The 22,360-nt window shown below is 64.5% G+C and carries 21 protein-coding genes and 1 tRNA gene; 8 read left to right on the top strand and 14 right to left on the bottom strand.

Annotated elements, in window-relative coordinates; all coding sequences use genetic code 11:
• From ACS8Y6_RS03915 to ACS8Y6_RS03945, 7 genes are all read right to left on the bottom strand, one after another.
• Positions 1-558, bottom strand: coding sequence for a DUF4040 domain-containing protein (locus ACS8Y6_RS03915; protein ID WP_440849359.1), 558 nt, complete (start codon positions 556-558; stop codon positions 1-3).
• Positions 555-875 carry a monovalent cation/H(+) antiporter subunit G gene (mnhG, locus tag ACS8Y6_RS03920; RefSeq protein ID WP_440849358.1) on the bottom strand — a complete coding sequence of 107 codons (321 nt, stop codon included), beginning with the start codon at positions 873-875 and terminating at the stop codon, positions 555-557. The genes ACS8Y6_RS03915 and mnhG overlap by 4 nt, the downstream gene beginning before the upstream one ends.
• A gap of 30 nt (positions 876-905) precedes the next feature.
• Positions 906-1,193, bottom strand: coding sequence for a monovalent cation/H+ antiporter complex subunit F (locus ACS8Y6_RS03925; RefSeq protein ID WP_440849357.1), 288 nt, complete (start codon positions 1,191-1,193; stop codon positions 906-908).
• A gap of 70 nt (positions 1,194-1,263) precedes the next feature.
• Positions 1,264-1,743 (bottom strand): Na+/H+ antiporter subunit E, encoded by a 480-nt coding sequence (locus tag ACS8Y6_RS03930; RefSeq protein WP_440849356.1) that lies wholly within the window; start codon positions 1,741-1,743, stop codon positions 1,264-1,266.
• A gap of 55 nt (positions 1,744-1,798) precedes the next feature.
• Positions 1,799-2,536 carry a TVP38/TMEM64 family protein gene (locus tag ACS8Y6_RS03935; RefSeq protein WP_440849355.1) on the bottom strand — a complete coding sequence of 246 codons (738 nt, stop codon included), beginning with the start codon at positions 2,534-2,536 and terminating at the stop codon, positions 1,799-1,801.
• Positions 2,533-3,465: a metalloregulator ArsR/SmtB family transcription factor gene (locus tag ACS8Y6_RS03940; protein WP_440849354.1), complete on the bottom strand. Its 933-nt coding sequence runs from the start codon at positions 3,463-3,465 to the stop codon at positions 2,533-2,535. The genes ACS8Y6_RS03935 and ACS8Y6_RS03940 overlap by 4 nt, the downstream gene beginning before the upstream one ends.
• A gap of 91 nt (positions 3,466-3,556) precedes the next feature.
• Positions 3,557-4,678, bottom strand: coding sequence for a phasin family protein (locus ACS8Y6_RS03945; RefSeq protein WP_440849353.1), 1,122 nt, complete (start codon positions 4,676-4,678; stop codon positions 3,557-3,559).
• 248 nt (positions 4,679-4,926) lie between these two features.
• Here ACS8Y6_RS03945 and fadB point away from each other — a divergent pair, with 248 nt between their 5' ends.
• The 3 genes from fadB (at position 4,927) to ACS8Y6_RS03960 (ending at position 9,457) form a co-directional block, all read left to right on the top strand.
• The gene (fadB, locus tag ACS8Y6_RS03950; protein WP_440855002.1) at positions 4,927-7,077 is read left to right on the top strand and encodes a fatty acid oxidation complex subunit alpha FadB; all 2,151 of its coding nucleotides are present in this window, start codon (positions 4,927-4,929) and stop codon (positions 7,075-7,077) included.
• A gap of 49 nt (positions 7,078-7,126) precedes the next feature.
• Positions 7,127-8,302 (top strand): acetyl-CoA C-acyltransferase FadA, encoded by a 1,176-nt coding sequence (fadA, locus tag ACS8Y6_RS03955; RefSeq protein WP_440849351.1) that lies wholly within the window; start codon positions 7,127-7,129, stop codon positions 8,300-8,302.
• Positions 8,303-8,476: 174 nt separating this feature from the next.
• On the top strand, positions 8,477-9,457 hold the full coding sequence (locus ACS8Y6_RS03960; RefSeq protein ID WP_440855003.1) for an OmpA family protein: 981 nt from the start codon (positions 8,477-8,479) through the stop codon (positions 9,455-9,457).
• 177 nt (positions 9,458-9,634) lie between these two features.
• On the opposite strand, the gene ACS8Y6_RS03965 is transcribed toward ACS8Y6_RS03960, so the two are convergent.
• Genes ACS8Y6_RS03965 through ACS8Y6_RS03985 form a run of 5 tightly spaced genes read right to left on the bottom strand, consistent with a single transcriptional unit; the run spans position 9,635 to position 12,687 of the window.
• Entirely contained in the window at positions 9,635-10,522 is an 888-nt protein-coding gene (locus ACS8Y6_RS03965) for an energy transducer TonB (RefSeq protein ID WP_440849349.1), read from the bottom strand.
• The gene (locus tag ACS8Y6_RS03970; RefSeq protein ID WP_440855004.1) at positions 10,522-10,941 is read right to left on the bottom strand and encodes an ExbD/TolR family protein; all 420 of its coding nucleotides are present in this window, start codon (positions 10,939-10,941) and stop codon (positions 10,522-10,524) included. Before ACS8Y6_RS03970 ends, ACS8Y6_RS03965 begins: the two co-directional genes overlap by 1 nt.
• Positions 10,941-11,387, bottom strand: a complete 447-nt coding sequence (locus ACS8Y6_RS03975) for an ExbD/TolR family protein (RefSeq protein WP_440849347.1) — start codon at positions 11,385-11,387, stop codon at positions 10,941-10,943. Before ACS8Y6_RS03975 ends, ACS8Y6_RS03970 begins: the two co-directional genes overlap by 1 nt.
• Positions 11,353-12,060: a MotA/TolQ/ExbB proton channel family protein gene (locus tag ACS8Y6_RS03980; protein WP_440849346.1), complete on the bottom strand. Its 708-nt coding sequence runs from the start codon at positions 12,058-12,060 to the stop codon at positions 11,353-11,355. Before ACS8Y6_RS03980 ends, ACS8Y6_RS03975 begins: the two co-directional genes overlap by 35 nt.
• A 27-nt stretch (positions 12,061-12,087) precedes the next feature.
• Positions 12,088-12,687 (bottom strand): Tat pathway signal sequence domain protein, encoded by a 600-nt coding sequence (locus ACS8Y6_RS03985; RefSeq protein ID WP_440849345.1) that lies wholly within the window; start codon positions 12,685-12,687, stop codon positions 12,088-12,090.
• Between the two features lie 161 nt (positions 12,688-12,848).
• Between ACS8Y6_RS03985 and ACS8Y6_RS03990 the strand changes: the two genes are divergently transcribed.
• A complete protein-coding gene (locus ACS8Y6_RS03990; protein WP_440849344.1) occupies positions 12,849-13,889 on the top strand; it encodes a Glu/Leu/Phe/Val dehydrogenase dimerization domain-containing protein in 1,041 nt (346 codons plus the stop codon).
• 272 nt (positions 13,890-14,161) lie between these two features.
• On the opposite strand, the gene ACS8Y6_RS03995 is transcribed toward ACS8Y6_RS03990, so the two are convergent.
• Together ACS8Y6_RS03995 and clpB are read right to left on the bottom strand one after the other, a co-directional pair.
• Entirely contained in the window at positions 14,162-14,992 is an 831-nt protein-coding gene (locus ACS8Y6_RS03995) for an aldo/keto reductase (protein ID WP_440849343.1), read from the bottom strand.
• A gap of 150 nt (positions 14,993-15,142) precedes the next feature.
• A complete protein-coding gene (gene clpB / locus ACS8Y6_RS04000) occupies positions 15,143-17,728 on the bottom strand; it encodes an ATP-dependent chaperone ClpB (protein ID WP_440849439.1) in 2,586 nt (861 codons plus the stop codon).
• A 206-nt stretch (positions 17,729-17,934) separates the two neighbouring features.
• Between clpB and ACS8Y6_RS04005 the strand changes: the two genes are divergently transcribed.
• From ACS8Y6_RS04005 to ACS8Y6_RS04020, 4 genes are all read left to right on the top strand, one after another.
• Positions 17,935-18,675: an LOG family protein gene (locus tag ACS8Y6_RS04005; protein ID WP_440855005.1), complete on the top strand. Its 741-nt coding sequence runs from the start codon at positions 17,935-17,937 to the stop codon at positions 18,673-18,675.
• 129 nt (positions 18,676-18,804) lie between these two features.
• A tRNA-Ala gene (locus ACS8Y6_RS04010) sits at positions 18,805-18,880 on the top strand.
• A gap of 253 nt (positions 18,881-19,133) precedes the next feature.
• The gene (locus ACS8Y6_RS04015; protein WP_440849341.1) at positions 19,134-20,105 is read left to right on the top strand and encodes a sugar-binding transcriptional regulator; all 972 of its coding nucleotides are present in this window, start codon (positions 19,134-19,136) and stop codon (positions 20,103-20,105) included.
• Positions 20,106-20,605: 500 nt separating this feature from the next.
• On the top strand, positions 20,606-22,228 hold the full coding sequence (locus ACS8Y6_RS04020) for a hypothetical protein (RefSeq protein WP_440849340.1): 1,623 nt from the start codon (positions 20,606-20,608) through the stop codon (positions 22,226-22,228).
• The last annotated feature ends 132 nt before the right edge of the window (positions 22,229-22,360 follow it).

Below are 22,360 nucleotides of genomic sequence, written 5' to 3' on the forward strand. Positions count from 1 at the left end.
CTACGCCTTGTCCGAACGGGGGGCGCGCCGGCTGCGGCCGAGCAGGAGCAGCACCCCGAGGCCGGCGGTGAATACCACGGCGGTTTCGCCGAGGGTGTCGTAGCCGCGGTAGCTGCCGAGCACCGCCGTGACCGTGTTCGGCACGTCGATCTCGTGCTGTTCGGCCACCAGGTACTTATGCCGCAGCGGATGCGTCTGTACCGGCGTGTCGGCGGCGCCGAAGTGGGGCATGTCGAGGCTGGCATAGACCAGCGTGGCGCCGGTGGTGAGGGTCACCACCAGGCCAATGATCTGGCGCGAGGCCTTGACCGGCTTCTCGCGCGCCCGGGTCAGGCCGAAGGTGGCCAGAAACAGCACCGTGGTCACACCCGCGCCCACGGCCGCCTCGGTGAGGGCGACGTCGGGCGCGTCGAGCAGCGTGAACAGGCTGGCCGACAACAGGCTGTAGAGCCCGGTCAGCATGGCCACCGGGAACAGATGCCGCATGGCCGCCAGCGCCAGGGCCACCGTCACCAGAAACACCAGCAGCCCGTAATTGAGCAGGATCTCAGTGGTCATCCGGCATCTTCCCTGTCGCAGTCCGCCCGGACGCCGTCGTGGCGCGCGGCGCGGGCCAGGGCATGGGTCGCCGTCGGGCTGGTGATCAACAGGAAAAAGACAATCAGCACCAGCTTGGCGGTGGTCAGCCCGAGGCCGGCCTGTACCATCAAGCCGGTCAATACCAGCAGCATGCCGCCGGTATCCGCCACCGAGGCGGCATGGATCCGGGTGAACAGATCGGGCATGCGCAGCATGCCGAAACCGCTGATCACGCAGGCCAGCGAACCGGCCACAATCAATACCCAGCTCGCGATATCGGCGATTCCGTTCAGCATGTCAGCCCTTGCGCCGTTGGGGCGAACCGTTTACACATCGGATTGATCCGTCTTGTCGCCGGCCCAGCCGAGATCGCCGTACTGCATGAACTTGAGTACGGCCACGGTGCCGATGAAATTGATCAGGGCGTAGGTCAGTGCCAGATCGAGAAACTCCGGGCGCCCGGTGAAAAAGCCCAGTATCGCGATCAGCAGCACGGTCTTGGTACCGAACAGATTGATGGCCAGGATGCGGTCATAGACGGTCGGCCCGGCCAGTACACGTATCAATACCAGGACCATGGTCACGGCCACGCCTGCAAGTCCGGCGATGAACATCAGTGTCGGGTGACGTCGGTTCGCGCCCGGCAGGCGCTGCAATCGTAAAGGGTATCGGCGCGGTCGGACACTAGTCTGGCCCGCCTTCCAGCCGGGCGACCCGACCGGCCATGGTGCCGGCCTCGATCTCCGCGGCGCCCTCCCGGGTCAGGGCATGCACGATCGCCTCGCCGTTTTCCAGGCCCACGGTAACCGTGCCCGGCGTCAGGGTGATGGAATTGGCGAGGATCGCCTGACCGAGTGGGGCCAGGGGGTGCGTGTCGATGACCACCGTCGCCGGCGAGATCGCACGGCGGCCGATCAGTAGACGCCGGGCGACATCGAGGTTCGAACGCAGGATCTGGACCCCGAGCCAGGCCGCGTAGCCGGGCAGCCGCGGCAACAGGTCGAGTGGCACCGATTCGGCGTCGATCAGCCGCAATCGCCGGCAGAGGGCGACGGTGAAGACACAGGACGCCGCGCCGAGCGCCAGCGTGAGCGGCGCATAGTGCCCGGAAAGCAGGAGCCAGAGAATGACCAGGCCGGCAGCCAGGCCGAGCAGATGACGCACGGCTATCCCTCGATACGATAACGATAAAAGACGTTACAAAAGCCCATGCGGGGGGTCAATTCGTGTCCCGTGCAGCCTTTGCGGCCAGGGCCTTGCGGCGGCGATAGGCGATAAACGCGATAATCGCGCTAACCACCACCAGCCCGGCCGAAATCATCAGCTGGGTACTGTCGATCAACTGCTCGGGCGAGAAACTTTTGCGCTTGAGCAGCTTGGGCAGGTTCACGGTGGCACCGAACGATACGAAGGTAACCATCGGCGGCAGCATGCCGAGCACGCTGCCGGCGGTGTACGACAGCCACGGCACCCGCAGCAGCCCGCATGCATAGTTGACCAGATCGAAGGGCAGAAACGACGCGCGCAGCACGAGCACGGTGGGAAACGCCTGTTCGACGAGCAGGCGCCGGAAAGCGGCGATGCGTGGGTTGCGGTCCGAGTGCTCGTCCCCGTCCACATCCCGGCGGAAGAACCGGGCCAGCAGATAGGCGGTCTGCGCGGACGCGTTTTCGCCGAGCAGGCCGAAGATCAGCCCCGGAATGAAGCCGAACAGACTGCCCCCGGCGATGGTCAGCCACATGGCGGGAAAGAAGGTCAGGGGCCGCAGCGCATAGATGAGGATGTAGACTACCGGCGCGACCGGGTTGTTCACCACGTAATCGTAGATCAACCGCATGATCTCGCGTACGGTCAGGCCCTGTTGCCAGACCCAGACGATGAGACCGGCCAGTACGACCACCCAGACCAGACCCATGATCAGGCGAAGATGGCGGCGGCGGGTACGGGATGCACTCATGACTTGTCGGCACTGGCGGTAATCAGGCGAAAATACGGCGGCTGGCGTTCTCGACTGCGCGCCGCGCAGTCACGAACCGTCAGGCCTGCCTGCTCGAGCCAGGCCCGGATCTGGGCCGGGGTGAAGCCGAGATTGACGTGATCGTAGGCGGCCACCGTGGCCTCGTGTTCGTGTTGCGCGATGGTGGCGACCACCAGCCGCCCGCCGGGGCGCAGCACGCGGGCCCCTTCCCCGAGCGCTGTCGCGGGACGCGCACTATAGCTCAAGGCGTGCAGCATAAACACCTGATCGAATACGCCGTCCGCCCAGGGCAGGGCATGCATGTCGCCGATCTCGAAACCCACATTGGGCTGCTCGGCCAGCCGGTGGCGCGCGGCGTCGATCACGGCCGCACTCAGGTCGAGACAGGTGAAGTGTCGCGCGCGGGGGCTGAGCAGTTCGGCCAGCACGCCGTCCCCGGAGCCCACATCCAGGACGTCGCCCAGGTCAAGCAGCTCGATCATCGAGCGGCTGACCGCTTCCCAGGTCCGGCCGGGTGAATACTGGCGTTCCATGCGGCCGGCCACCGATTCGGCCCAGCTGCCGCGGTTGGTGCGGCGACGCACGATCTCGGTGGCGCGCTCGCGGTCCTGGGCCAGCTGGGCGTCGTCGATGCGCTCGGACAGCAGGCCCCAGAGCGGGCGCAGATCGCGCGGCCAGCGTGTGGCATCGACGGTGTAACGATTGCCGCCGCCCAGGCCGCCATCAACCACCAGGCCGGCCTCGCGCAGCCGGGCCAGATGGCTCGAAATCCGGCTCTGCGTAAGCTGCGTGACCGCCGTCAATTCGGCCACGCTCAGCGGCTCGTGCCCGAGCAGCAGCAACAGGCGCAGCCGGGTCGGCTCGGCGAGCAGCCGAAGGAGCTGGGAACTGTCGTTGAGATCGAGCATGGCGTGAATTCAGCGCACCGTGGGACGCAGCGAGCATCCAATAAAAAGGCCGCTCCTGGTGAGCGGCCCCATCAGCACTCGAGCCGGCGGATCAGGTGCTGGAGGATTCCGATCCGCTGCCGCTGCTGGAGCCGGATGCGTCATTCGACGAACCGTTGCTACTCGGCGACGGGGTCTTCTTGGACGCGGGCGTGGAACGCTTCGTGGCCGAGGTCTTGCGGCTCGCGGACTTCGCGCGCTTCCCCTCCGATTGGGTGCTCGACGTGCTTTTTTTCGTGCCCGTGGTCTTGGCGCTGCTGCCGGCGCGCTTGGTGGTCTTCTTGGCACCGCTGGCGGACGTGCCCGCGCTGGCGCGCTTGGCGCTCGTCTTCTTGGGCGAACTCTTGCGGGTCGACGTCTTGGCGCTGGACGTCTTGCCCGAGGCAGCCTTGGACGACGACGATTTCGACGTGGACGACTTGGTCGTCCCCGACTTCGTCTTGCTGCCGGTCGCGGAGGCGGCCCTGGTCCTCGATTGCGTACCGCTGGCCGAGGTACCGGCGCGCGCAGTCGTCGATTGGCGGGTCGAGGACGATGCCGCGCTCTTGCGGGTCTTGCCCTGGGGCGAACGGGTGCGTTTTCGGGCCGTGCTGCGGCCGGCCGTGGCGCTGCTGGCGCTCGCACTGGCGGCGGTTGCCGCTGCGTCAGGCGCGCTGTCGCCGATGTTGTCAGCCGCCGCGCGGACGCTGGCTTTGGCCGGGTCCAGCGTCTGATCCACTGTTTCCTTTATGGGTTGTGCGTAGCGGCTCGCCTCCGTGCGCGCTTTTTCGGCCGCGCGCGCCGCCGCCTGCTGGGCGGCCTCGCTCATCTGCTCGGCCCGGGTGTCGGTGCCGCTGAGATTCTCGCGAATCTGGGTCGAGACTTCGCGCCGCGTGGTCTCGAGAATCGACAGACTCTGACGCGCGTTCGACAGGATGCGATCCATCGTGTCCTGCAGCAACTGCACCTGGGCCATCGCGAGATCGCGCGGCGCTCCGCCGTGCTTGAGTGTCTGCAGGCTGGTCAGCGCCTGTTCGTAGTGCGTCCTGATCGCGGACAACTCGTGTTCGGCGAGCTGCTCGATGCCGTCGTAGATCGCCTTGTTGGCCGACGTCAGCGCCCCGGTGTAGTTGCGTCGCAGCGAATCGATGTCGCTGCGGATCTGCGTGATTGGATTCTTCTTCGAACGCGCCATGGTAAAAAACGCCCATAATCCAGCGGATGAAGCGCTAGATAATCATGCTCGCCGATGAGTGTCAAAAAGCGGCGGTCGCTCGCATGGCGCGCGCCACCGCAGCGGCGGTAAGACGCGTTACTAAAAGTGCGAATGCCGTTGTGGCACGGTTGACAATACGCTAGCGTATTGAGCCAGGTTTTCACGACAACCAGACCCCAGGGCGCTGCCGCCCGGTGTCTTCATTCGTTTATTGGAGCGTGTAATCCATGTTGTATGAAGGATCCAAACTCACGGTCACAGTCGATGACGGGATCGCCGTACTGTGTTTCGACGCCCGGGACGAGTCGGTCAACAAGTTCGACGAAGCCACGATGGCCGAACTCGGCGAGGCGGGCCAGGCCTTGGCGGGCGCCTCGAATATCAATGGGTTGCTGGTGACGTCCGCGAAGCCGGCGTTCATTGTCGGCGCCGACATCATGGAGTTCGGCGCGCGTTTCCAGAAGCCCGAGGACGAACTCAGGGCCGGCATGGCGGAATCGGTGTCGGTCTTCAACACGATCGAGGATCTGGATTTTCCGAGCGTGACCGCGATCAATGGCCTGGCACTCGGCGGTGGCCTGGAAATGTGTCTGTCCACGGATTATCGCGTGATGGGCCAGTCGGCCCAGCTCGGTTTCCCGGAGACGCGGCTGGGCATCTACCCTGGCTTCGGCGGCACCGTGCGCGCGCCGCGCCTGATCGGTGCCGACAATGCGATCGAATGGATCGCCGACGGCAAGAACCGCGATGCGAACAAGGCGCTGGCGGCCGGCATGGTCGATGCCGTGGTGGCCGACGACGATCTGGAGGCCGCCGCGCGCGACCTGCTGGCCAAGGCGATCGAAGGTGAATTCGACTGGCAGGCCCGCAAGGCGGACAAGACCGGCGCGCTCAAGCTCAACCCGACCGAAGCCGCGATGGTCTTCGAGACCTCGAAGGGCTATGTCATGGGCCAGACCCAGGGCAACTACCCCGCCCCGATCGAGGCGATCCAGCGCATGGCGCAGGCCGCGCACATGAGCCGCGATGAGGCGCTCAGGGTCGAAAGCGAAGGCTTTATCAAGGTGGCCAAGAGCCCCGAGGCGGCCGCGCTGATCCAGCTGTTCCTGAACGATCAGCTGATCAAGAAGAAGGGCAAGAAGTACGGCAAGATCGCCCACGAAGTGAATCAGGCGGCCGTGCTCGGCGCCGGCATCATGGGCGGCGGTATTGCCTACCAGTCGGCCTACAAGGGTGTCGCTACCCTGATGAAGGACATCAAGGAAGACGCCATCGACCAGGGCCTGGAAGAAGCGGCCAAGCACTTCGCCAAGGGCGTGGAGCGCGGCAAGCTGGACAACCGCGAGATGGCCCGGGGCATGTCGCGTATCCGGCCGACGCTGTCCTATGCCGAGTTCGATCACGTCGACGCAGTGATCGAGGCCGTGGTCGAGAACCCGAAGATCAAGAAGAGCGTGTTGGCCGAGACCGAGGAAAAGGTGTCGGACCACACGATCCTGGCCTCGAACACGTCGAGCATCTCGATCGACGAGCTGGCCACGGGGCTGAAGCGGCCCGAGAATTTCCTCGGCATGCATTTCTTCAACCCGGTGCATCGCATGCCGCTGGTCGAGGTGATCCGGGGCAAGGCATCCTCCGAGGAAGCCGTGGCCACGGTGGTCAATCTGGCGCACAAGCTCGGCAAGACGCCGATCGTGGTCAACGACTGCCCGGGCTTTCTGGTCAACCGTATTCTGTTTCCCTACTTCTTCGGCTTCCAGCAGTTGATCGCCGACGGCGCCGATTTCGCCAAGATCGACAAGGTGATGGAGAAGTTCGGCTGGCCGATGGGCCCGGCCTATCTGTCCGACGTGGTCGGCATGGACACCTCGCAGCACGTCGAGGAAGTGCTGGCCGCCGGTTATCCGGATCGCATGAAGGCCGAGGAGAAGTCGTCGCTGGACGTGATGGTCGAGAACAACCGCCTGGGCCAGAAGACCGGTTCCGGCTATTACAAGTATGAGAAAGACAAGAAAGGCAAGCCGAAGCGATCCGAGGATCCGGAAGCCTACGAGCTGATCGCCTCGATCCAGCGCGACAACCAGGATTTCGAGCCCGACGAGATCGTCGACCGGATGATGATCCCGATGATCATCGAGGCCGCCCGGGCGCTGGAAGAAGGCATCGCCGAGACGCCGAACGAAGTCGACATGGGATTGATCATGGGGCTCGGCTTCCCGCCGTTCCGCGGCGGCGCACTCAAATACGCCGATGCCCAGGGCCTGGCCGCGGTGTGCGACAAGGCCGACCGGTACGCGCGGCTGGGCAAGCTCTACCAGCCGACCGAGCGCATGCGCGAAATGGCGGCAAACAACGAAACCTATTACCGGATGTCGTAGCGCGCGAGACGCAGCCACGTCAGCCAATCCCTATCTGGAGAACATCATCATGCAAGCCAATGGCAGCAACGAAGTCGTGATCGTCGACGCGGTGCGCACTGCGATGGGCCGCTCGAAGGGCGGCATGTTTCGCGACACCCGCGCCGAAGAACTCTCGGCCGAACTGATGAAAGCGCTGGTCCGGCGCAACAACCTCGACCCGAACGAGATCGAGGACGTCATCTGGGGCTGTGTTCAGCAGACCAGGGAACAGGGCCTGAACATCGGCCGCAACGCCGCGCTGCTGGCCGGCCTGCCACATGCCGTCGCCGGCCAGACCGTGAACCGGTTGTGCGGTTCATCCATGCAGTCGATCCATACCGCGGTCGGTGCCATCGCGGCCGGCATCGATGGCGTCTACCTCTGCGGCGGCGTCGAGCACATGGGGCACGTGCCCATGGACTACAACGTGGATATCGCGCCGCAGCTGTCGAAGTATGTCGCCAGGCCGGCCGCCATGATGGGCCTGACCGCCGAGATGCTGGCCAACATCCACCGGATCGAACGCAAGGCGCAGGACGAATTCGCGCTGCGAAGCCACCAGCGGGCGTATCGGGCCAACGTCGACGGCGAGTTCGCCGACGAGATCGTGCCCGTGCGCGGGGTGAACGAGAACGGCCATCTCAAGATGTGCGACGCCGACGAAGTCGTGCGGGCGGATGCCAATCTGGAGGCGCTGGCTTCACTGCGCCCGGCGTTCAATCCCCGCGGGGGCACGGTCACCGCCGGCAACTCCTCGGCGATCTCCGACGGCGCGGCCGCGGTACTGGTCATGTCGGCTGCCAAGGCGAAGTCGCTCGGCATGACGCCGATGGCGCGGATCCGCGGCATGGCGGTGGCCGGTTGCGACCCGTCGGTGATGGGCCGTGGCCCGGTGCCGGCGACGCAGAAGGCGCTCAAGCGTGCGGGCGTGAGCCTGGCCGATATCGATTATATCGAGCTCAACGAAGCGTTCGCCGCCCAGAGCCTGGCGGTGCTCAACGAGCTGGGCATCGCCGATCGCCAGGACGTGATCAATGTGCGTGGCGGCGCGATTGCGCTCGGCCATCCACTGGGCACGTCCGGCGCGCGCATTACCGGCGCGCTCGCCCACATCCTGGAGGACAAGGGCGGCACGCTGGGCCTGGCAACCATGTGCATCGGCATGGGGCAGGGCATTGCGACCGTCATCGAGCGCGTAAGTTAGAACTGTAGATTCCGCGAAGAGACAGCCGGCCTGCGGGCCGGCTTTTTCTATCGCGAAGCGATCGGCGGGAATCGGGTTGGCGGGCGCTACGATCGTATCCCTGCGAAACGGCCACGGGCCGGCTTGCCGCCATGCGCTTTGTTTCCGGGGTGCCAGGTCTTATAGTGATAAGCCATGGAGCGATCGCGAACATATCGGGGCCGGCGTTGGCGCGGCATCGTCGGACTGGCTGTTGTGTTGTCGGTCCTCGCTGTTGTCGCGGGCCCGCCATGCAATGCGGCGGCCAGCCAACCGGTGCTCGATCTGCCGGTGTCCATGCCCGCCAGCGCCAGGACACTGGCCTCGACCCGTTCGAAAAAAACCTATCCGTTGATCGTGGGTCGAATCGTTCAGCTCGGCGGCATCCCCGGCAACATTTCCGCCGTGCGTACCGTCGACGGTACGGCCATGCGGCGGACGTTCGTCGTGCCCGGCGCGGGCTCGGCCAAGGCGCTGGCGGCCACGCTGGCGCAGCGACTGACCCAGGCCGGGTTCGAGCCGTTGTTTTCCTGCCACGGCGCGACCTGCGGGCCCCATTTCCAGAAGGTCTCTCCCGGTTATCGCGCTGCCCCCGCGCATTTCGACGGGCCGCTGGCCGGCCAGGTTTATCGTGCAATGCGGCGGCCCAGTGCCAGCGGCGATGAATACGTTGCCCTGCAGATCGCGCCGGACGACGCCGGGCTGGCGGTCCAGTTCGATGTGGCGCGCTCGCAACCGCGTGAAGTGGGGGCGATCTCGGTCGACGCGGCCGAAATGGCGCGCCAGCTCACGCAAGCCGGCCATGTCGCGCTGCACGGTATATTCTTCGGTACCGACAGCGACCGTATCAAGCCGGAATCGCGCTCGATGGTGGCTCAGATCGCCAAGCTCCTCGAGAACAAGCCCAAGCTCCGGCTGTTGGTGGTCGGCCATACCGACAACCGGGGCAGTTTCGCCTATAACCAGGCCCTGTCGGAACGTCGGGCGAAGGCCGTGGTCCAGGCCCTGGTCCAGCAACACGGCATCGACCCTGCGCGGCTCAAACCCGTGGGCGTGAGTTATGCGGCGCCGAGCGCGAGCAACGCCACCGCGGCAGGTCGCGCCAAGAACCGTCGCGTCGAGCTCGTGCCCTGGTAACGCCGCGCGTCATGGGTCACATGCCGCCGGCCCTGGTTCGGGCTGTCGGCCCCGCTCATCGATAGCGCGCGCGCCATACGGCTTTGCGGTGCCGGTCCCTGGACTGATCGAGGCCGGCGCCCCGCGCATTGCCTGACCTGATCTGGGCGCGCCGCGCGACGCCGCGTGCAACGGCAACTAATGCAGCTTGAACACGATCGGGATGATGAGTTCCAGTCGATTGCGCTGCGCGGCGGCCGGCATCGGCGGCAATGGGCGCGAGGCCGCCAGCATCCGGCGGGCGGCGGCATCCAGCGCCGGCGATCCGGAGGAGGCGGCAATCCGGCTTTCCAGCACCTTGCCATCAGCATCGATGGCGAGGAAGAGTTTGACCGTGCCTTGCGTATGGTTCTGTCTTGCCTGGTCCGGATAATGCTTATGCCGACCCAGCCACGCGCGTAGCTTGGCAATGTAGGCATCGGTGGCCTGCTCGCGGTTGCCGTAGGCACCCTGGCGGCTGGCCCCGGCGGGCTGGGTGGCATCGCGCGCCGTGACTTGCTGCGCCGGTGCGGTATCCGAAAGCGTCTGCTGTGGTGTCACCGATAGGGCGGGCGCGATCGCGGGCGGCCCGGTGGCATCGCTCGGGCCGGCCCCGGATGCCTGTGAAGCCGGCGCCGCGGCCACTTCCGGCGCCTCCGCCGTCGCTTCGGGCGGGCTCGGTTCCGCCGCGGCGGCGGCCTCGGTCTGATCGCTCGGCGCATCGCCGATGGCCGGCGTGACCGGCTTGGCGGCTTCGATCGGCGCGTCCGGTGCGGTGCCGCTGTCGGTCGCCGTTGGCGCGGATGACGCCGATGCGCTGTTCGTGCCGCCGGCTTCGTGGCTGTTGTCGTGCAGTTGCTCGATCGGCATGTCCTCGATGCTGGGCGGCGTGGTGTCCAGCTTGTCGAGTGACACTGTCACGCCGCGCGAGGTTTTCGACGAGGGTGTCGGTGGGGATGGTGACCAGATCAGCAGTGCGATCACCAGCATGTGAAGCAGCGTCGCCCAGCCGATCGCGATCAGCCATTGCCGGCGGGAAATCCGCATTATCCGCGGGTTGACTGGGTCACGAGCCGCAGGCGATGGGCACCGGCCGCCCGCAAGACGTGCATCATCTTCACGACGCGACTCGTGGCCAGGCCAGCGTCGGCGCGCAGGCGGATCGGCGTGTTCGGCCGCCGTTGCAGCCGTTGCCGGACCGCTTTTTCCAGCGCGTCATCCTGAATCGGCTGGTCATCGAGTGCCACGCGACCGTCGGCCGCCAGCGACACTTCGATGCCCCGTTGGTCCACGGGGGTCGGGCTGGTCGAGTGGGGCGGCTTGACGCCCAGTGGCGAGGGAGTGGCCAGTTGGCCGGCGAGCATGAAGAAAATCAGCAGCAGGAAAACCACATTGGTCAGTGGCAATACCGCGTCGTCCAGCCGTGCGGCCATGGAGGTCGAGCGACGGGCGCGCTGAAAACGCATCAGGAGGGGTGCCCGTCGGTTCCGGGCGTGGCGTCCATCAGCGAAATATGCTGGACGCCGGCCTGCGATAGCGCATCCAGCACACGCACAGTGTGCTGTAGCGTGACGCCGTTGGCCGATCGGACCAGCACGCGGCGGTCCGGGTGCCCGCGCCGCGCCGCTGTCACCCGGGCGATCAGCGTTTTCATCGGCATATAGTGGCCCGCGAAGCGGACGCCGTCCGTGCGTACCTCGACCAGCAGGGCGCCTTCGATGCCGTGGGCATGCGCGCTTCCCGCGGCGGTATCCAGCGTGATCCGATGCTCGTCGGTGAAGTTATAGGCGAGCATGAAGAACAGCAGCAGGATGAACACCACATCGATCAGCGGTGTCAGGCCGATCAGCCGGGCGCGACGGCGCCGGCCGGCGCTGCTAAATGACGGGGCGACGGTAGACGAAGGGTTCATCGGTATCGATATCCGGTTCGGTATCGGGCTGCGACGGATCGAGTATGAAAAGACGCGTGACGATGCTATCCATCTCCTGGGCCTGGCGATCGACAAGGCGTTCGAACCAGTTGACCGCGACCATGACCGGCATCGCCACGCCGAGACCGACGGCGGTGGTCAGAAGCGCCTGCCAGATGCCGCCGGAGAGTAGCGCCGGATTGACCTGGTTGCCCGCGGCCTGGAGCGCCTGGAATGCCTCGATCATGCCGAGCACGGTGCCGAACAGACCGAGCAGCGGCGAGAGCGATGCGATGACTTCGAGCGTGCGCAGATGCGAGCGGAGTTCCTCGAGGATATCAGCGCCGTATTGCATGATCTCTTCGCGCAGCCGCGATTCGGGCAGGCCCTGACGCGCCTTGAGTTCCAGCGTGCGCCGGGCCACCCGGGCCACCGGGCTGCGCGAGCGCCGCGTCGCGGCCAGCGCCGCGGGCGCATTGCCGGTTCGGTAGAGCGAGAGTGCCTCGCGCGCCGAGCGGAAGTCGCTGATCCCGGCGGCGCGGAACTGCATCAGCTTGGCCACGATGATCGTGATCGCGACGATCGACATCAGCGCCAGAAGAATCACCACCGGGCCGCCGACAAGCAGTTTGTCGTTAAGGTGGTTGAGCAGTTCGACTAGATTTTGCAGCACTTGTCTACTCCGTGGCGCCCGGGCCGGCTACTCGATGAACGGTACGCGACCGCGCTGCGACACAGAAATCAGGGACAGGCAGTCGTCACGCTTTTGCGGCGGGCCCTTGCCGGTATCCACCGTGCACTGCAGCACATTGTTGAGCAGCAATTGCCCGATCTTCTGGCAGGTGAGCCCGGGGATGTCGAACACCTTGAGGCTGGTCTTGCCGGCCGGCATCGGCCCCAACTGGACCGCGAGACGCTTGGCTACGATGCCGTTGTTGTCGAACATCACCACGTCCAGCTTGAACGAATCGAACGAGCGGTTGGTCAGGTTCTGGGTGACGAGATAGGCCCGGCATGCATTGGCGACTGTCGTCATCTTGTTGAGCTCGACATCCACCGCCTGCGAACTCGCCGTCCCCGCGCTGGATGTCTGAGCGGCCGACGGGTTGCCGGTTGCGGCGCTCGACGCGATGTTGGTTCCGGCATCGCCGCCAGCGCCGGACGCGCTGGCGCTGGCGTTTCCACTTGCCTGGGCGGCCGAGGGATTACCGGCCGTCGCCTGGCCGTCATGCGTCTGGGCCAACGCCATGCCGGCAAAGCTCAGCGCGCCAACGCAAAGCAGAATGCGTAATCGTTGCATGACCCAGCCCCCTGACGACCCTGACTTTCGATTCGGGTCGCGTGCATCGCATGAATAACAACGTGAGTATCGCGATCGTCGACAGTCGCTGCAAGCCGCGAATCGACAGCCGCGGGCGCTGGCGTCAGACTCGACCGTTTACAAAGCGTCGAGGACAACGGGTGACGGTTTTTTCATCGATGGTCGCGGCCGGCCACGAACAGGTCTGTTTCTTTCATGATCCGGCGACCGGATTGCGCGCCATCATTGCGATTCATTCCACCGCGCTGGGGCCGGGGCTCGGCGGCGTGCGTATCCGGACGTACGACGACGAGGCCCAGGCCTTGACCGACGTGTTGCGCCTGTCCGAGGCCATGACCTACAAGGCAGCCTGCGCGGGATTGTCGTGTGGCGGCGCCAAGGCGGTGGTCATGGGCCCGTTCCCGGCCGATCGCGCGGCGGGCATGCATGCGCTGGCCGATTGCATCGAGCGCGTCGGCGGGCGCTACATCGCAACCGAAGACATGGGCATGAGCGAGTCGGACATCGCGCGGCTCAACGATGTCACCCGGTTCGCGGTGGGTCGCGGTCTGGATGACGGCGGTTCGGGGGATCCGTCGCCGCATACGGCGCAGGGCGTGATCAACGGCATGCGCTCGGCGCTGCGGGCTGCCGGCATGCCCGCTGATTTCCGCAGCCTGAAGGTTGCCGTGCAAGGTTGCGGCCATGTCGGCTTCGGCGTCATCGAGCGTTTGATCGCCCGAGGGGCCGAGGTGTGGGCCTCGGACATCGACGAAGCGGCGATCGAGCGCGCGCGTGGCGCCGGGGCGGCCATCATCGCAAACGACGAGATCACCACTGCGGACGTGGATGTGTTCGCGCCCTGCGGCATTGGCGCGGTGCTCAACGAACGAAGTATCCCCGCCATTCGGGCCCGCGTGATCGCCGGCGCGGCCAACAACCAGCTGGCTACCGACGCCGATGCGGCCCGGCTGGCGGCGCGCGGCATCGTCTACGCGCCGGATTTCGTCATCAATGCCGGCGGGTTGATCAACGTGGCCGACGAGATCGATCCCGCCGGCTATGACAGCCAGCGCGTCGCGGGCCGCGTGGCCGGGATCGAGACGACGCTCGACGAGATCTTTGCCGAGGCCGAACGCAGCGGCCGGACCTCGGCCGAGGTCGCACTTGCGCTGGCGCATGCCCGGGTTGGCGCCGCCTGATTCCGGCCCGGCCGCCGACGATATCGATAAGCGGCCACTTGATTATGTACGACACTCAGTTGGCTGACTAAGCAAGCGCATTTTGTCCGCAAATGCACGCGAATGAGCGCAAATAAGAAGGAAGATCAAGGCGCTGTCGCTTCAGGTTCGCGAGCAATCGCACTGTCAAGACTTTGGCTGAAATTTGTACATAATTTTGTACATAATCAAGAGCGGCCATGAAAAAGCCGCGCTCGCCGAGCGCGGCTTACAAGGGGATCGTCTGGCGAGAATCAGGCCGCGTTGTCCCAGGCCGGCGCGAACGACGGATTGATCATTCGGCCGTCCTCGGAATGCAGCTTGCTGATCTCGCTCATCTCTTCCTCGGTGAGCTCGAAATCGAAGACCTCGAAGTTGGCGGCCACGTGCGCCGGGTTGGATGAGCGGGGCAGGGCGATCACATTGTCCTGCTGGACCAGCCAGCGCAGGGCCACCTGGCCGGCATTCTTGCCGTATCGCTTGCCGATGCGTTCCAGCGTCGGGTCCTTGAAGACCTCGCCGCGGGCCAGCGGGCAGTAGGCGGTCAGCGAAATGCCATGCTCGGACAGTGCATCCAGCACCGGCTTTTGATCGAGATAGGGGTGATACTCGACCTGATTGGTGGCCAGCGGCTTGGCCGAGAGTTCCGCTGCCTCATGGATCTGGGCACGGGTGAAGTTGCTGATGCCGATGTTGCGCACCAGGCCCTTGTCCTGCACTTCGTTGAGTGCGGCCAGCGTCTCCTTGAGCGAGACATCCGGGTTCGGCCAGTGCAGCAGCAGCAGGTCGAGATAATCGGTATCGAGCCGTTCAAGGCTTTCAGCGACCGACTTCTGGAACTCGCCGTCGGTGTAGCGGTCGGTCCAGACCTTGGTGGTCAGGAAGATGTCTTCACGGGCGACGCCGGAATTCTTGATGCCGCGGCCCACGGCTTCTTCGTTCTTGTAGACCTGGGCGGTATCGATGTGGCGATAACCCACCGCGAGTGCATGTTCAACCATCGCCTCGGCGTCCTTGGGCTCAAGCTCGAAGGTGCCGAAGCCGATTGCGGGAATCGTCGCGCCATTGGCCGTCACATTATGCATGGTCAATCCTGTTGTGTTCGATACAAATTGATGGCCTGACGCTGTGGGGCGCCACCGCGATAATCAACCCGGGCATTGACCGCCTGTCGCCATGAAAAAGGCCCGCGGCGCATGCCGCGGGCCTGGCTGGCGGCCCGCCGGGTGGCGGCATCAGGCCGCCTTGGCGAAGGCGAGGTCGGGGCTGTCCTCGCTTTTCAGATCGACCCGCACGATATCTCCGGCGACGAACTCGCCGGCCAGAATCCGCTTGGCCAGCGGATTTTCGACCAGCGTCTGAATCGAACGCTTGAGCGGCCGGGCACCGTAGACCGGATCGAAGCCGGCTTCGGCGAGCCGGTCGAGCGCGGCGTCGCTGATTTCCAGCGTAAGCTCGCGTTCGGCCATGCGCTGCTCCAATTCGCGCATCTGGATGCGCGCGATCTGCCGAATCTCGGGTGCCGCCAGCGGATGGAACACCACCGATTCGTCGATGCGGTTGATGAATTCCGGCCGGAAGTGCTGAGCGACTACTTCCATGACCGATTCCTTCATCGTGTCGTAGCCCGAGTCGGCCAGTTCCTGAATCAGCTGGCTGCCGAGGTTGGACGTCATCACGATCACCGTGTTGCGGAAATCCACGGTCCGGCCCTGGCCGTCCGTGAGCCGGCCGTCGTCCAGCACCTGCAACAGGATGTTGAATACGTCGTGATGGGCTTTTTCCACCTCGTCGAGCAGGATCACGGAATACGGTTTGCGCCGTACTGCCTCGGTCAGATAACCACCTTGCTCGTAGCCGACGTAACCGGGCGGGGCCCCGATGAGCCGCGCCACCGAGTGCTTTTCCATGAATTCCGACATGTCGATGCGCACCATGGCGTTGTCGGTATCGAACAGGAAATTCGCAATCGCCTTGCACAACTCGGTCTTGCCCACGCCCGTCGGGCCGAGGAACAGGAACGAGCCGATCGGTCGATTCGGGTCCGACAGGCCGGATCGCGAGCGCCGGATCGCGTCTGACACCGCGGCCACGGCCTCGTCCTGGCCGATGACCCGCTCATGCAGGGAATCCTCCATGCGCAGCAGCTTGTCGCGCTCGCCTTCGAGCATGCGCGACACCGGGATGCCGGTCCAGCGCGAGACGATTTCGGCGACTTCCTCGTCGGTCACATTGTTGCGCAGCAGCTTGTGGTCCGCCGGCTTCTCCTCGGCGGCCTGCGCTTCCTCGAGTTCGCGCTGCAGCTGCGGAATCTTGCCGTACTGCAGCTCGGCCATGCGCTCGTAGTCGCCGGCGCGTTGTGCGGCCTCCAGTTCACGCTTGGCCTGGTCCAGTTCCTCACGCTTGTTGGCGGCACCCGCCACGCTGGCTTTCTCGGCCTTCCATATCTCCTCGAGATCCGAGTATTCGCGTTCCAGCTCGTCGATTTCATCGTCGAGCTTTTCCAGCCGTGCCCTGGAGCCCTCGTCCGACTCCTTGGACAGGGCCTGTTTCTCGATCTTGAGCTGGATCAGGCGCCGGTCGAGCCGGTCGAGCGCTTCCGGTTTGGAGTCGATCTCGATACGGATCTTGGAGGCCGCTTCGTCGATCAGGTCGATCGCCTTGTCCGGCAGCTTGCGATCGGTGATGTAGCGCTGGGACAGCTTGGCCGCGGCAATGATCGCGCCGTCGGTGATGTCCACGCCGTGATGCACCTCGTAGCGCTCCTTCAGGCCGCGCAGAATGGCGATGGTGTCCTCCAGATCCGGCTCGTCGACCAGCACTTTCTGGAAACGGCGTTCCAGGGCCGCATCCTTTTCGATGTTCTCGCGATACTCATTGAGCGTGGTCGCGCCGATGCAGTGCAGTTCGCCGCGCGCCAGCGCCGGCTTGAGCATGTTGCCGGCGTCCATGGCGCCCTCGGCCTTGCCGGCGCCGACCAGCGTATGAATCTCGTCGATGAACAGGATGATGCGGCCTTCCTGCTTGGCCAGATCGGCCAGCACGCCCTTGAGCCGATCCTCGAATTCGCCGCGATACTTGGCGCCGGCGATCATGGCCGCGAGGTCGAGCACGAGCACGCGCTTGTCGCGCAGCGACTCCGGCACTTCGCCGTTGACGATGCGCTGGGCCAGGCCCTCCACGATCGCGGTCTTGCCCACGCCCGGGTCGCCGACCAGCGTCGGGTTGTTCTTGGTGCGGCGCGACAGCACCTGGATCACGCGCCGGATCTCCTCGTCGCGACCGATCACCGGATCGAGCTTGCCCTGTTCCGCCCGCTCGGTGAGATCGGTGGTGTACTTGTCGAGCGCGCCGCGTTGTTCCTCGGCGTTCGGGTCGTCCACCTGTTCGCCGCCGCGGATCTTGTCGATCTGCGCCGTGAGATTGTCGCGGGTCGCGCCGGCGTTCTTGAGAATCTTGCCGGTTTCGGATTTGTCCTCGAGCATGGCGAGAATGGCCAGCTCGCTGGAGATGAACGAGTCGCCTCGCTTCTGCGCCAGCTTGTCCGACAGGTTGAGCACGCGCATCAAGGCCTGGCTCGGATTGACCTCGCCCGTGGCCTCGCTGATTGTCGGCAGGTTGTCGAGGCTCTTGAGGACCTGATTGCGGATCTCGCGTACGTTGAGCCCCGCGCCGTCGAGCAATGGACGAACCGTGCCCCCCTCGGCATCGAGTAGCGCCAGCAGCAAATGCTGGGGTTGTATTTCGTTATGGTCGCGCCCCACGGCCAGACTCTGGGCATCGGCCAGGGCCTGTTGGAGCTTGCTCGTGAGTTTGTCCATTCGCATGGTCGACTTTCCTTTGTGAAGACGGGTGAGTCGTGCCGCACCGCGTACGGCCATCGCTTTGAGGTTGTAATGAGGTCTGCCTTGAACATTTCAACCATTGTTTGATGGATTTCATTCCATCGCCCGGCAGACCACGTCTGCGCTGATATACTCGCGCGTTTGCCGCGAACCGGCGTGATCTGAATCATCCCGAGGTCTGAATGTCGAACGCCTACACCGATCCGGATTTCATGTTGGGCGAGGAAGCCCGTCCGCTCCGGATCCTGTCCGAGTACATCGAGCCGCGTACCCGGCTGATGGAACTGGACGTGCATAACGGTCTGATCTTCTGGGGCTCGGCGCGGCTGCGTCCGCACGAGCACGATCGGGTGGCCGATACCGCCGACTACTATGCCGAGGCGCGTGAACTGGCCCGCCGCATGATGCGCTGGACCATGGACGAGCACGCCAGCGGCGAGCACTACTATGTCTGTACCGGTGGCGGGCCGGGCATCATGGAAGCGGCCAATCGCGGCGCAGCGGATGTCAATCCGGAACTGTCGATGGGGCTCAACATCGAGCTGCCGCACGAGCAGGGCACCAACGCCTGGGTGCACGAGCGCCTGAACTTCAACTTCCACTACTTCTTCATGCGCAAGTTCTGGTTCATGAATCTTGCCAAGGCCCTGATCATCTTCCCGGGCGGCTTCGGCACCATGGACGAGCTGTTCGAGATGCTGACCCTGATCCAGACCGGCAAACAGCCGCGAATCCCGGTCGTGCTTTACGGCCACGATTTCTGGCGGCGCCTGATCGATTTCGATGTGTTCCGCGAACTCGGCTTGATTGCCGATGCGGATATGCGGCTGTTCTACCAGGCCAATAGCGTCCAGCATGCATATGATTTCCTGACCGACGCCCTCGAAGGCCGGGTGCCCGAAGGGGCCAAGCGCCAGGCCTGAGCCCCCCGGATTGAACGCCGGGCCCGGCGATAGCGGGTCGATTGCCAACGAAGTGGCGTGTCAGGGGTTGGCAATCGCCATAAGCCTGCTATCATACGCCGCTCGTTGCGAGGCAACAGACGGTTTCGTGGGGCCGTAGCTCAGTTGGGAGAGCGTCGCGTTCGCAATGCGAAGGTCGGCGGTTCGATTCCGCCCGGCTCCACCATGTCGAAGGGATCAGGCCGCGCCTGATCCCTTTTTTATTGCCCATGATTCGGTGCCTGCTGCGCGATCAACGGGCCAGCGTCGGCAATTTGCCGGCCGGGCTCGCACGCCGCTTTGAGGTTGGCCCGTAAGGCCATGATTCGACTTGATTGTTGAGCGGTGGCCCGCGACTACAACCATGGTCGCAATGACAGCGTTGTCGTCGCTGAAATAATTTTTCTCAATTGTTGAAAATTATTTCATCGGCATCGTTCATGGCTGACCGGCAAACCGATGATCTGGCGATCTATGTCGCCTGGTTGTCTTACATCGGCGGGTATACCCAGGCTGAAATCGCCGATCGACTGTCGTTGTCGCGCGCCAAGGTTCATCGCCTGATCGGCGAGGCCCATCAGGCGGGCTATGTTCACGTCTATATCGATCGCTCGCCCCAGCGCCTGGTCTCCTATGAGGATCGTATCGCCGAGTATTTCGGCCTGAGCCAGTGCCTGGTCGTGCCCGACGTGGAGGATCCCAATGATCGCCACGGCAACGTGGGCGCGCTCGGCTCGGCGGCGGCGCGCTACGTGCATGGGCGCATCGCGAGTGGCGAGGTGTCGTCGCTGGGTGTGTCGTGGGGCCGTTCGCTGGCCGAGATGACGCGTCAACTGCCCCGTGAGGGGCTTCCCCACCTGGCCATCGTCTCGCTCATGGGCAGTCTGACCCAGCAATCGGCGATCAATCCGTTCGATGTGGTCTATCGGTTGGCCGAGAAAACCGGCGGGCAGGGGTTTTTCCTGCCGGTGCCGTTCATCGCCGACAGTATTGAGGACCGCAACGTACTGATGGCCCAGCGCAGTGTCGCCGATGCCCTCGCCCGGGCCCGGGCGATTGATCTCGGCGTGGTCGGCATCGGTGCCATGGCCCTGGATCAGCCCATGTTCATGGAAGAGCGCGGTTTGCTGGGCGAGCGCCAGCTGGCGGAGCTGGTCGAGGCAGGCGCCGTGGGCGAGCTGGTCGGGCATTTCCTGGACTGCAACGGGCGGCCCATCCCCATGGTGATCAACGAACGCACGATCGGCCTGTCGCTGGCCGAGCTGGCCGAGCGCGAGATCGTCGCGGTAACCGGCGGCGCTGACAAGGGGCCGGCGATCCACGCCGTGCTCAATAGTGGCGTGATTGATCGGCTGATCGTCGATGAGCCCGCGGCCAAGGCGCTGTTGAATGTGCGCGCCCGTGCTGCGTGAGCGGCCGCGAACGGGGCTTACGATGGGCGCGGCGCGCCCTGGATGGGCGACAGCGAATGGGCGAATTTGGCATCGAAAGTCGGCCCGGCAGCGCGATATGTTCGACTTTTCGCGAATGGGTAATGAGCCGGCTGAACGTTATGATCCGCTCAACAAGGACTTGCTGCGACAGCGTCGAGCGGGTCTGGATCGCGCCGGGCCGGGGCGAATTGGCAACAAGCCGGCGAGTGCGAAGGTTACGGGGACGCAAGACACGGTCGAAAAGCTTGATTGATCCGAGTGATATCCGTCCCCGAAGCCGTATCGACACGCGCGACCGAATGATCGCGCGTGTCGGGGCCCGGTCGGCCGGTGCGGCGGATGAGATCTTGGAAAACATGGAAAGAACCAGTCCGCCGGACTGGATGGCTCGAGATAAGAGCCTGTGGACCGGCGGTTATCGAAGGGGCGCGGATAGCTTCCGCGAATAGCGTAAAACTAGCCAATCAGGAGAAACCACTGTGGGCAAGCAAAAAATACAAGGGCGCGCCGCGCTCAACAGCCGCGTAAGTCGTTATACGACATTGCTGCTCGGTACCACCGCACTCGTGTGCGCCGGTGCCGCGCAGGCACAGACCAGCAACTCGAGCAACGACACGTCGACGCTCAGTTTTCCGGAGATGTTCCAGAAGCAGGTCGTGGAAGGTTCGCAAGTGCACGGCCGCATCGGCTTCTACGACTTCCGTCGCTGGCATGACACCAACCAGCCGTACCCGGGGCAACCAAAGACCGGAGATAACTACAATACGGAGAACACCAACTTCGGCGCGCAGATCGGTATTACGACGGGGCGTCTGTACGGCTTTTCCGCGGGTGGCGAGTTCGTCTATGAAGGCGCGCTCTACGGCAACAACGCCGCCGGCACCAAGCTGAACTGTAATCTGGCATGCGGATCCGTGGACGCGATTACCCAGGGCTACCTGCAGTTCAATGCGTACGGGTTCCAGCTTCGTGGCGGCCGTCAGCTGATCAACACGCCGTTGGCCGGTGCCGATCAGTTCACCTTCCTGCCGCGTGCCATGCAGGGCGTGAGCGCGGTCTGGCGTCCGCTGGATACCATGACGCGGATGTCGTTCACTGGCGGCGGTTCCGCCAAGACCGAAGGCAACACCGGCCCACAGATCAATCAGTCCAGCGTGTCGCAGAACGCCACCTACGAGACCAATCAGTATCTGCCGTTCTTCGGCCTGGATGCGTCCGCCATGGACCAGCCCGAGTGGCAGGTCTTCGGTGCCAAGATCACGCGGCGTGAGCCGCGCGGCAATCCTCCGGATGGCTTCGTCAAGGCGAACCGGTATTTCGACAACGTCAGCGGCTTCTGGTCACTGGGTACCTCCTATCGCAACGTGATGTCCAACGGCGGCCAGGTTGTCGGGCAGTACTACCACTATGACTTCCAGCAGACCGAGTCGGCCGACTACGGCGAGGTCGGTTACATGGCGCCGACGATGGGTTCGGGGGCCACGGCCTGGGCGCCGTATGTCCGCGCCCAGGTGGTTGCGGCCTATAATGCGGACAAGAGCCGCATCCCGCAGGGCATCAACAGCCAGATCTACGGTCTGAAGTTGGGTGTGGATAGCGGCATGGTCGGCTTCTCGGTCTTCGCCAATTTCTCGCCGGAGCACAATAACTCGTTCAACCACGGCCAGCTCCTGCATCCGTACACCGATCTGTCGGGCGTGATCTACACCGACACCATGAATGACGGTATCCAGGAGCAGGGCCCGGGTTGGGCCGCCGGTGCGCGCATCGACTTCACCCCGACCGACAACTTCTCGATGTATGCACGCTACGTGCAGTATGAAGCCAAGTATGGTCACTCGCATGACTTCTACTTCAGCGGCGCGAGCAACGGCAATAATGGTCAGATCGGCGATGGGCGCAACGGTAGCCCCGACTCGTTCACCGGCACCCAGTATCGGAACCAGAAGAGTCAGGGTATCGGCATCGGCATGACCTACGACCTGGGCGGCATCTCCAAGCAGCTCGCCGGCCTGAAGATCGGGGACAATCTGGGCATCACCAAGTTCGACCACGCGCCGAACTTCTACGACAACCGTATCCGCTTCTACTACAGCTTCTAGTCGCGCAACGGCCCAACGGCCCGGTCCATCCCTCGGGATGGCCGGGCTTTTTTAATGCTGTGAAAAGCTCGCGGGGCGGTTCGCCCGCGCCACAGAGCCAGGCGAAGCGGTTATACTCGGGAGTTGAATTGG

It is taken from the genome of Salinisphaera sp. RV14 (genome assembly GCF_052044135.1).
In the GTDB taxonomy this organism is placed as follows: Bacteria; Pseudomonadota; Gammaproteobacteria; order Nevskiales; family Salinisphaeraceae; genus Salinisphaera.

What these genes read in the sequence shown, in the direction of transcription:
- ACS8Y6_RS03960 (WP_440855003.1), top strand. Translation starts at nt 8,477, where the DNA reads ATGGAGCGATCGCGAACATATCGGGGCCGGCGTTGGCGCGGCATCGTC.
- ACS8Y6_RS03935 (WP_440849355.1), bottom strand. Translation starts at nt 2,536, where the DNA reads ATGAGTGCATCCCGTACCCGCCGCCGCCATCTTCGCCTGATCATGGGT.
- ACS8Y6_RS03975 (WP_440849347.1), bottom strand. Translation starts at nt 11,387, where the DNA reads ATGAACCCTTCGTCTACCGTCGCCCCGTCATTTAGCAGCGCCGGCCGG.
- ACS8Y6_RS03915 (WP_440849359.1), bottom strand. Translation starts at nt 558, where the DNA reads ATGACCACTGAGATCCTGCTCAATTACGGGCTGCTGGTGTTTCTGGTG.
- ACS8Y6_RS03970 (WP_440855004.1), bottom strand. Translation starts at nt 10,941, where the DNA reads ATGCGTTTTCAGCGCGCCCGTCGCTCGACCTCCATGGCCGCACGGCTG.
- clpB (WP_440849439.1), bottom strand. Translation starts at nt 17,728, where the DNA reads ATGGACAAACTCACGAGCAAGCTCCAACAGGCCCTGGCCGATGCCCAG.
- ACS8Y6_RS04005 (WP_440855005.1), top strand. Translation starts at nt 17,935, where the DNA reads ATGTCGAACGCCTACACCGATCCGGATTTCATGTTGGGCGAGGAAGCC.
- ACS8Y6_RS03945 (WP_440849353.1), bottom strand. Translation starts at nt 4,678, where the DNA reads ATGGCGCGTTCGAAGAAGAATCCAATCACGCAGATCCGCAGCGACATC.
- ACS8Y6_RS04015 (WP_440849341.1), top strand. Translation starts at nt 19,134, where the DNA reads ATGGCTGACCGGCAAACCGATGATCTGGCGATCTATGTCGCCTGGTTG.
- fadA (WP_440849351.1), top strand. Translation starts at nt 7,127, where the DNA reads ATGCAAGCCAATGGCAGCAACGAAGTCGTGATCGTCGACGCGGTGCGC.
- ACS8Y6_RS03925 (WP_440849357.1), bottom strand. Translation starts at nt 1,193, where the DNA reads ATGTTCATCGCCGGACTTGCAGGCGTGGCCGTGACCATGGTCCTGGTA.
- fadB (WP_440855002.1), top strand. Translation starts at nt 4,927, where the DNA reads ATGTTGTATGAAGGATCCAAACTCACGGTCACAGTCGATGACGGGATC.
- ACS8Y6_RS03940 (WP_440849354.1), bottom strand. Translation starts at nt 3,465, where the DNA reads ATGCTCGATCTCAACGACAGTTCCCAGCTCCTTCGGCTGCTCGCCGAG.
- ACS8Y6_RS03985 (WP_440849345.1), bottom strand. Translation starts at nt 12,687, where the DNA reads ATGCAACGATTACGCATTCTGCTTTGCGTTGGCGCGCTGAGCTTTGCC.
- mnhG (WP_440849358.1), bottom strand. Translation starts at nt 875, where the DNA reads ATGCTGAACGGAATCGCCGATATCGCGAGCTGGGTATTGATTGTGGCC.
- ACS8Y6_RS03965 (WP_440849349.1), bottom strand. Translation starts at nt 10,522, where the DNA reads ATGCGGATTTCCCGCCGGCAATGGCTGATCGCGATCGGCTGGGCGACG.
- ACS8Y6_RS03995 (WP_440849343.1), bottom strand. Translation starts at nt 14,992, where the DNA reads ATGCATAATGTGACGGCCAATGGCGCGACGATTCCCGCAATCGGCTTC.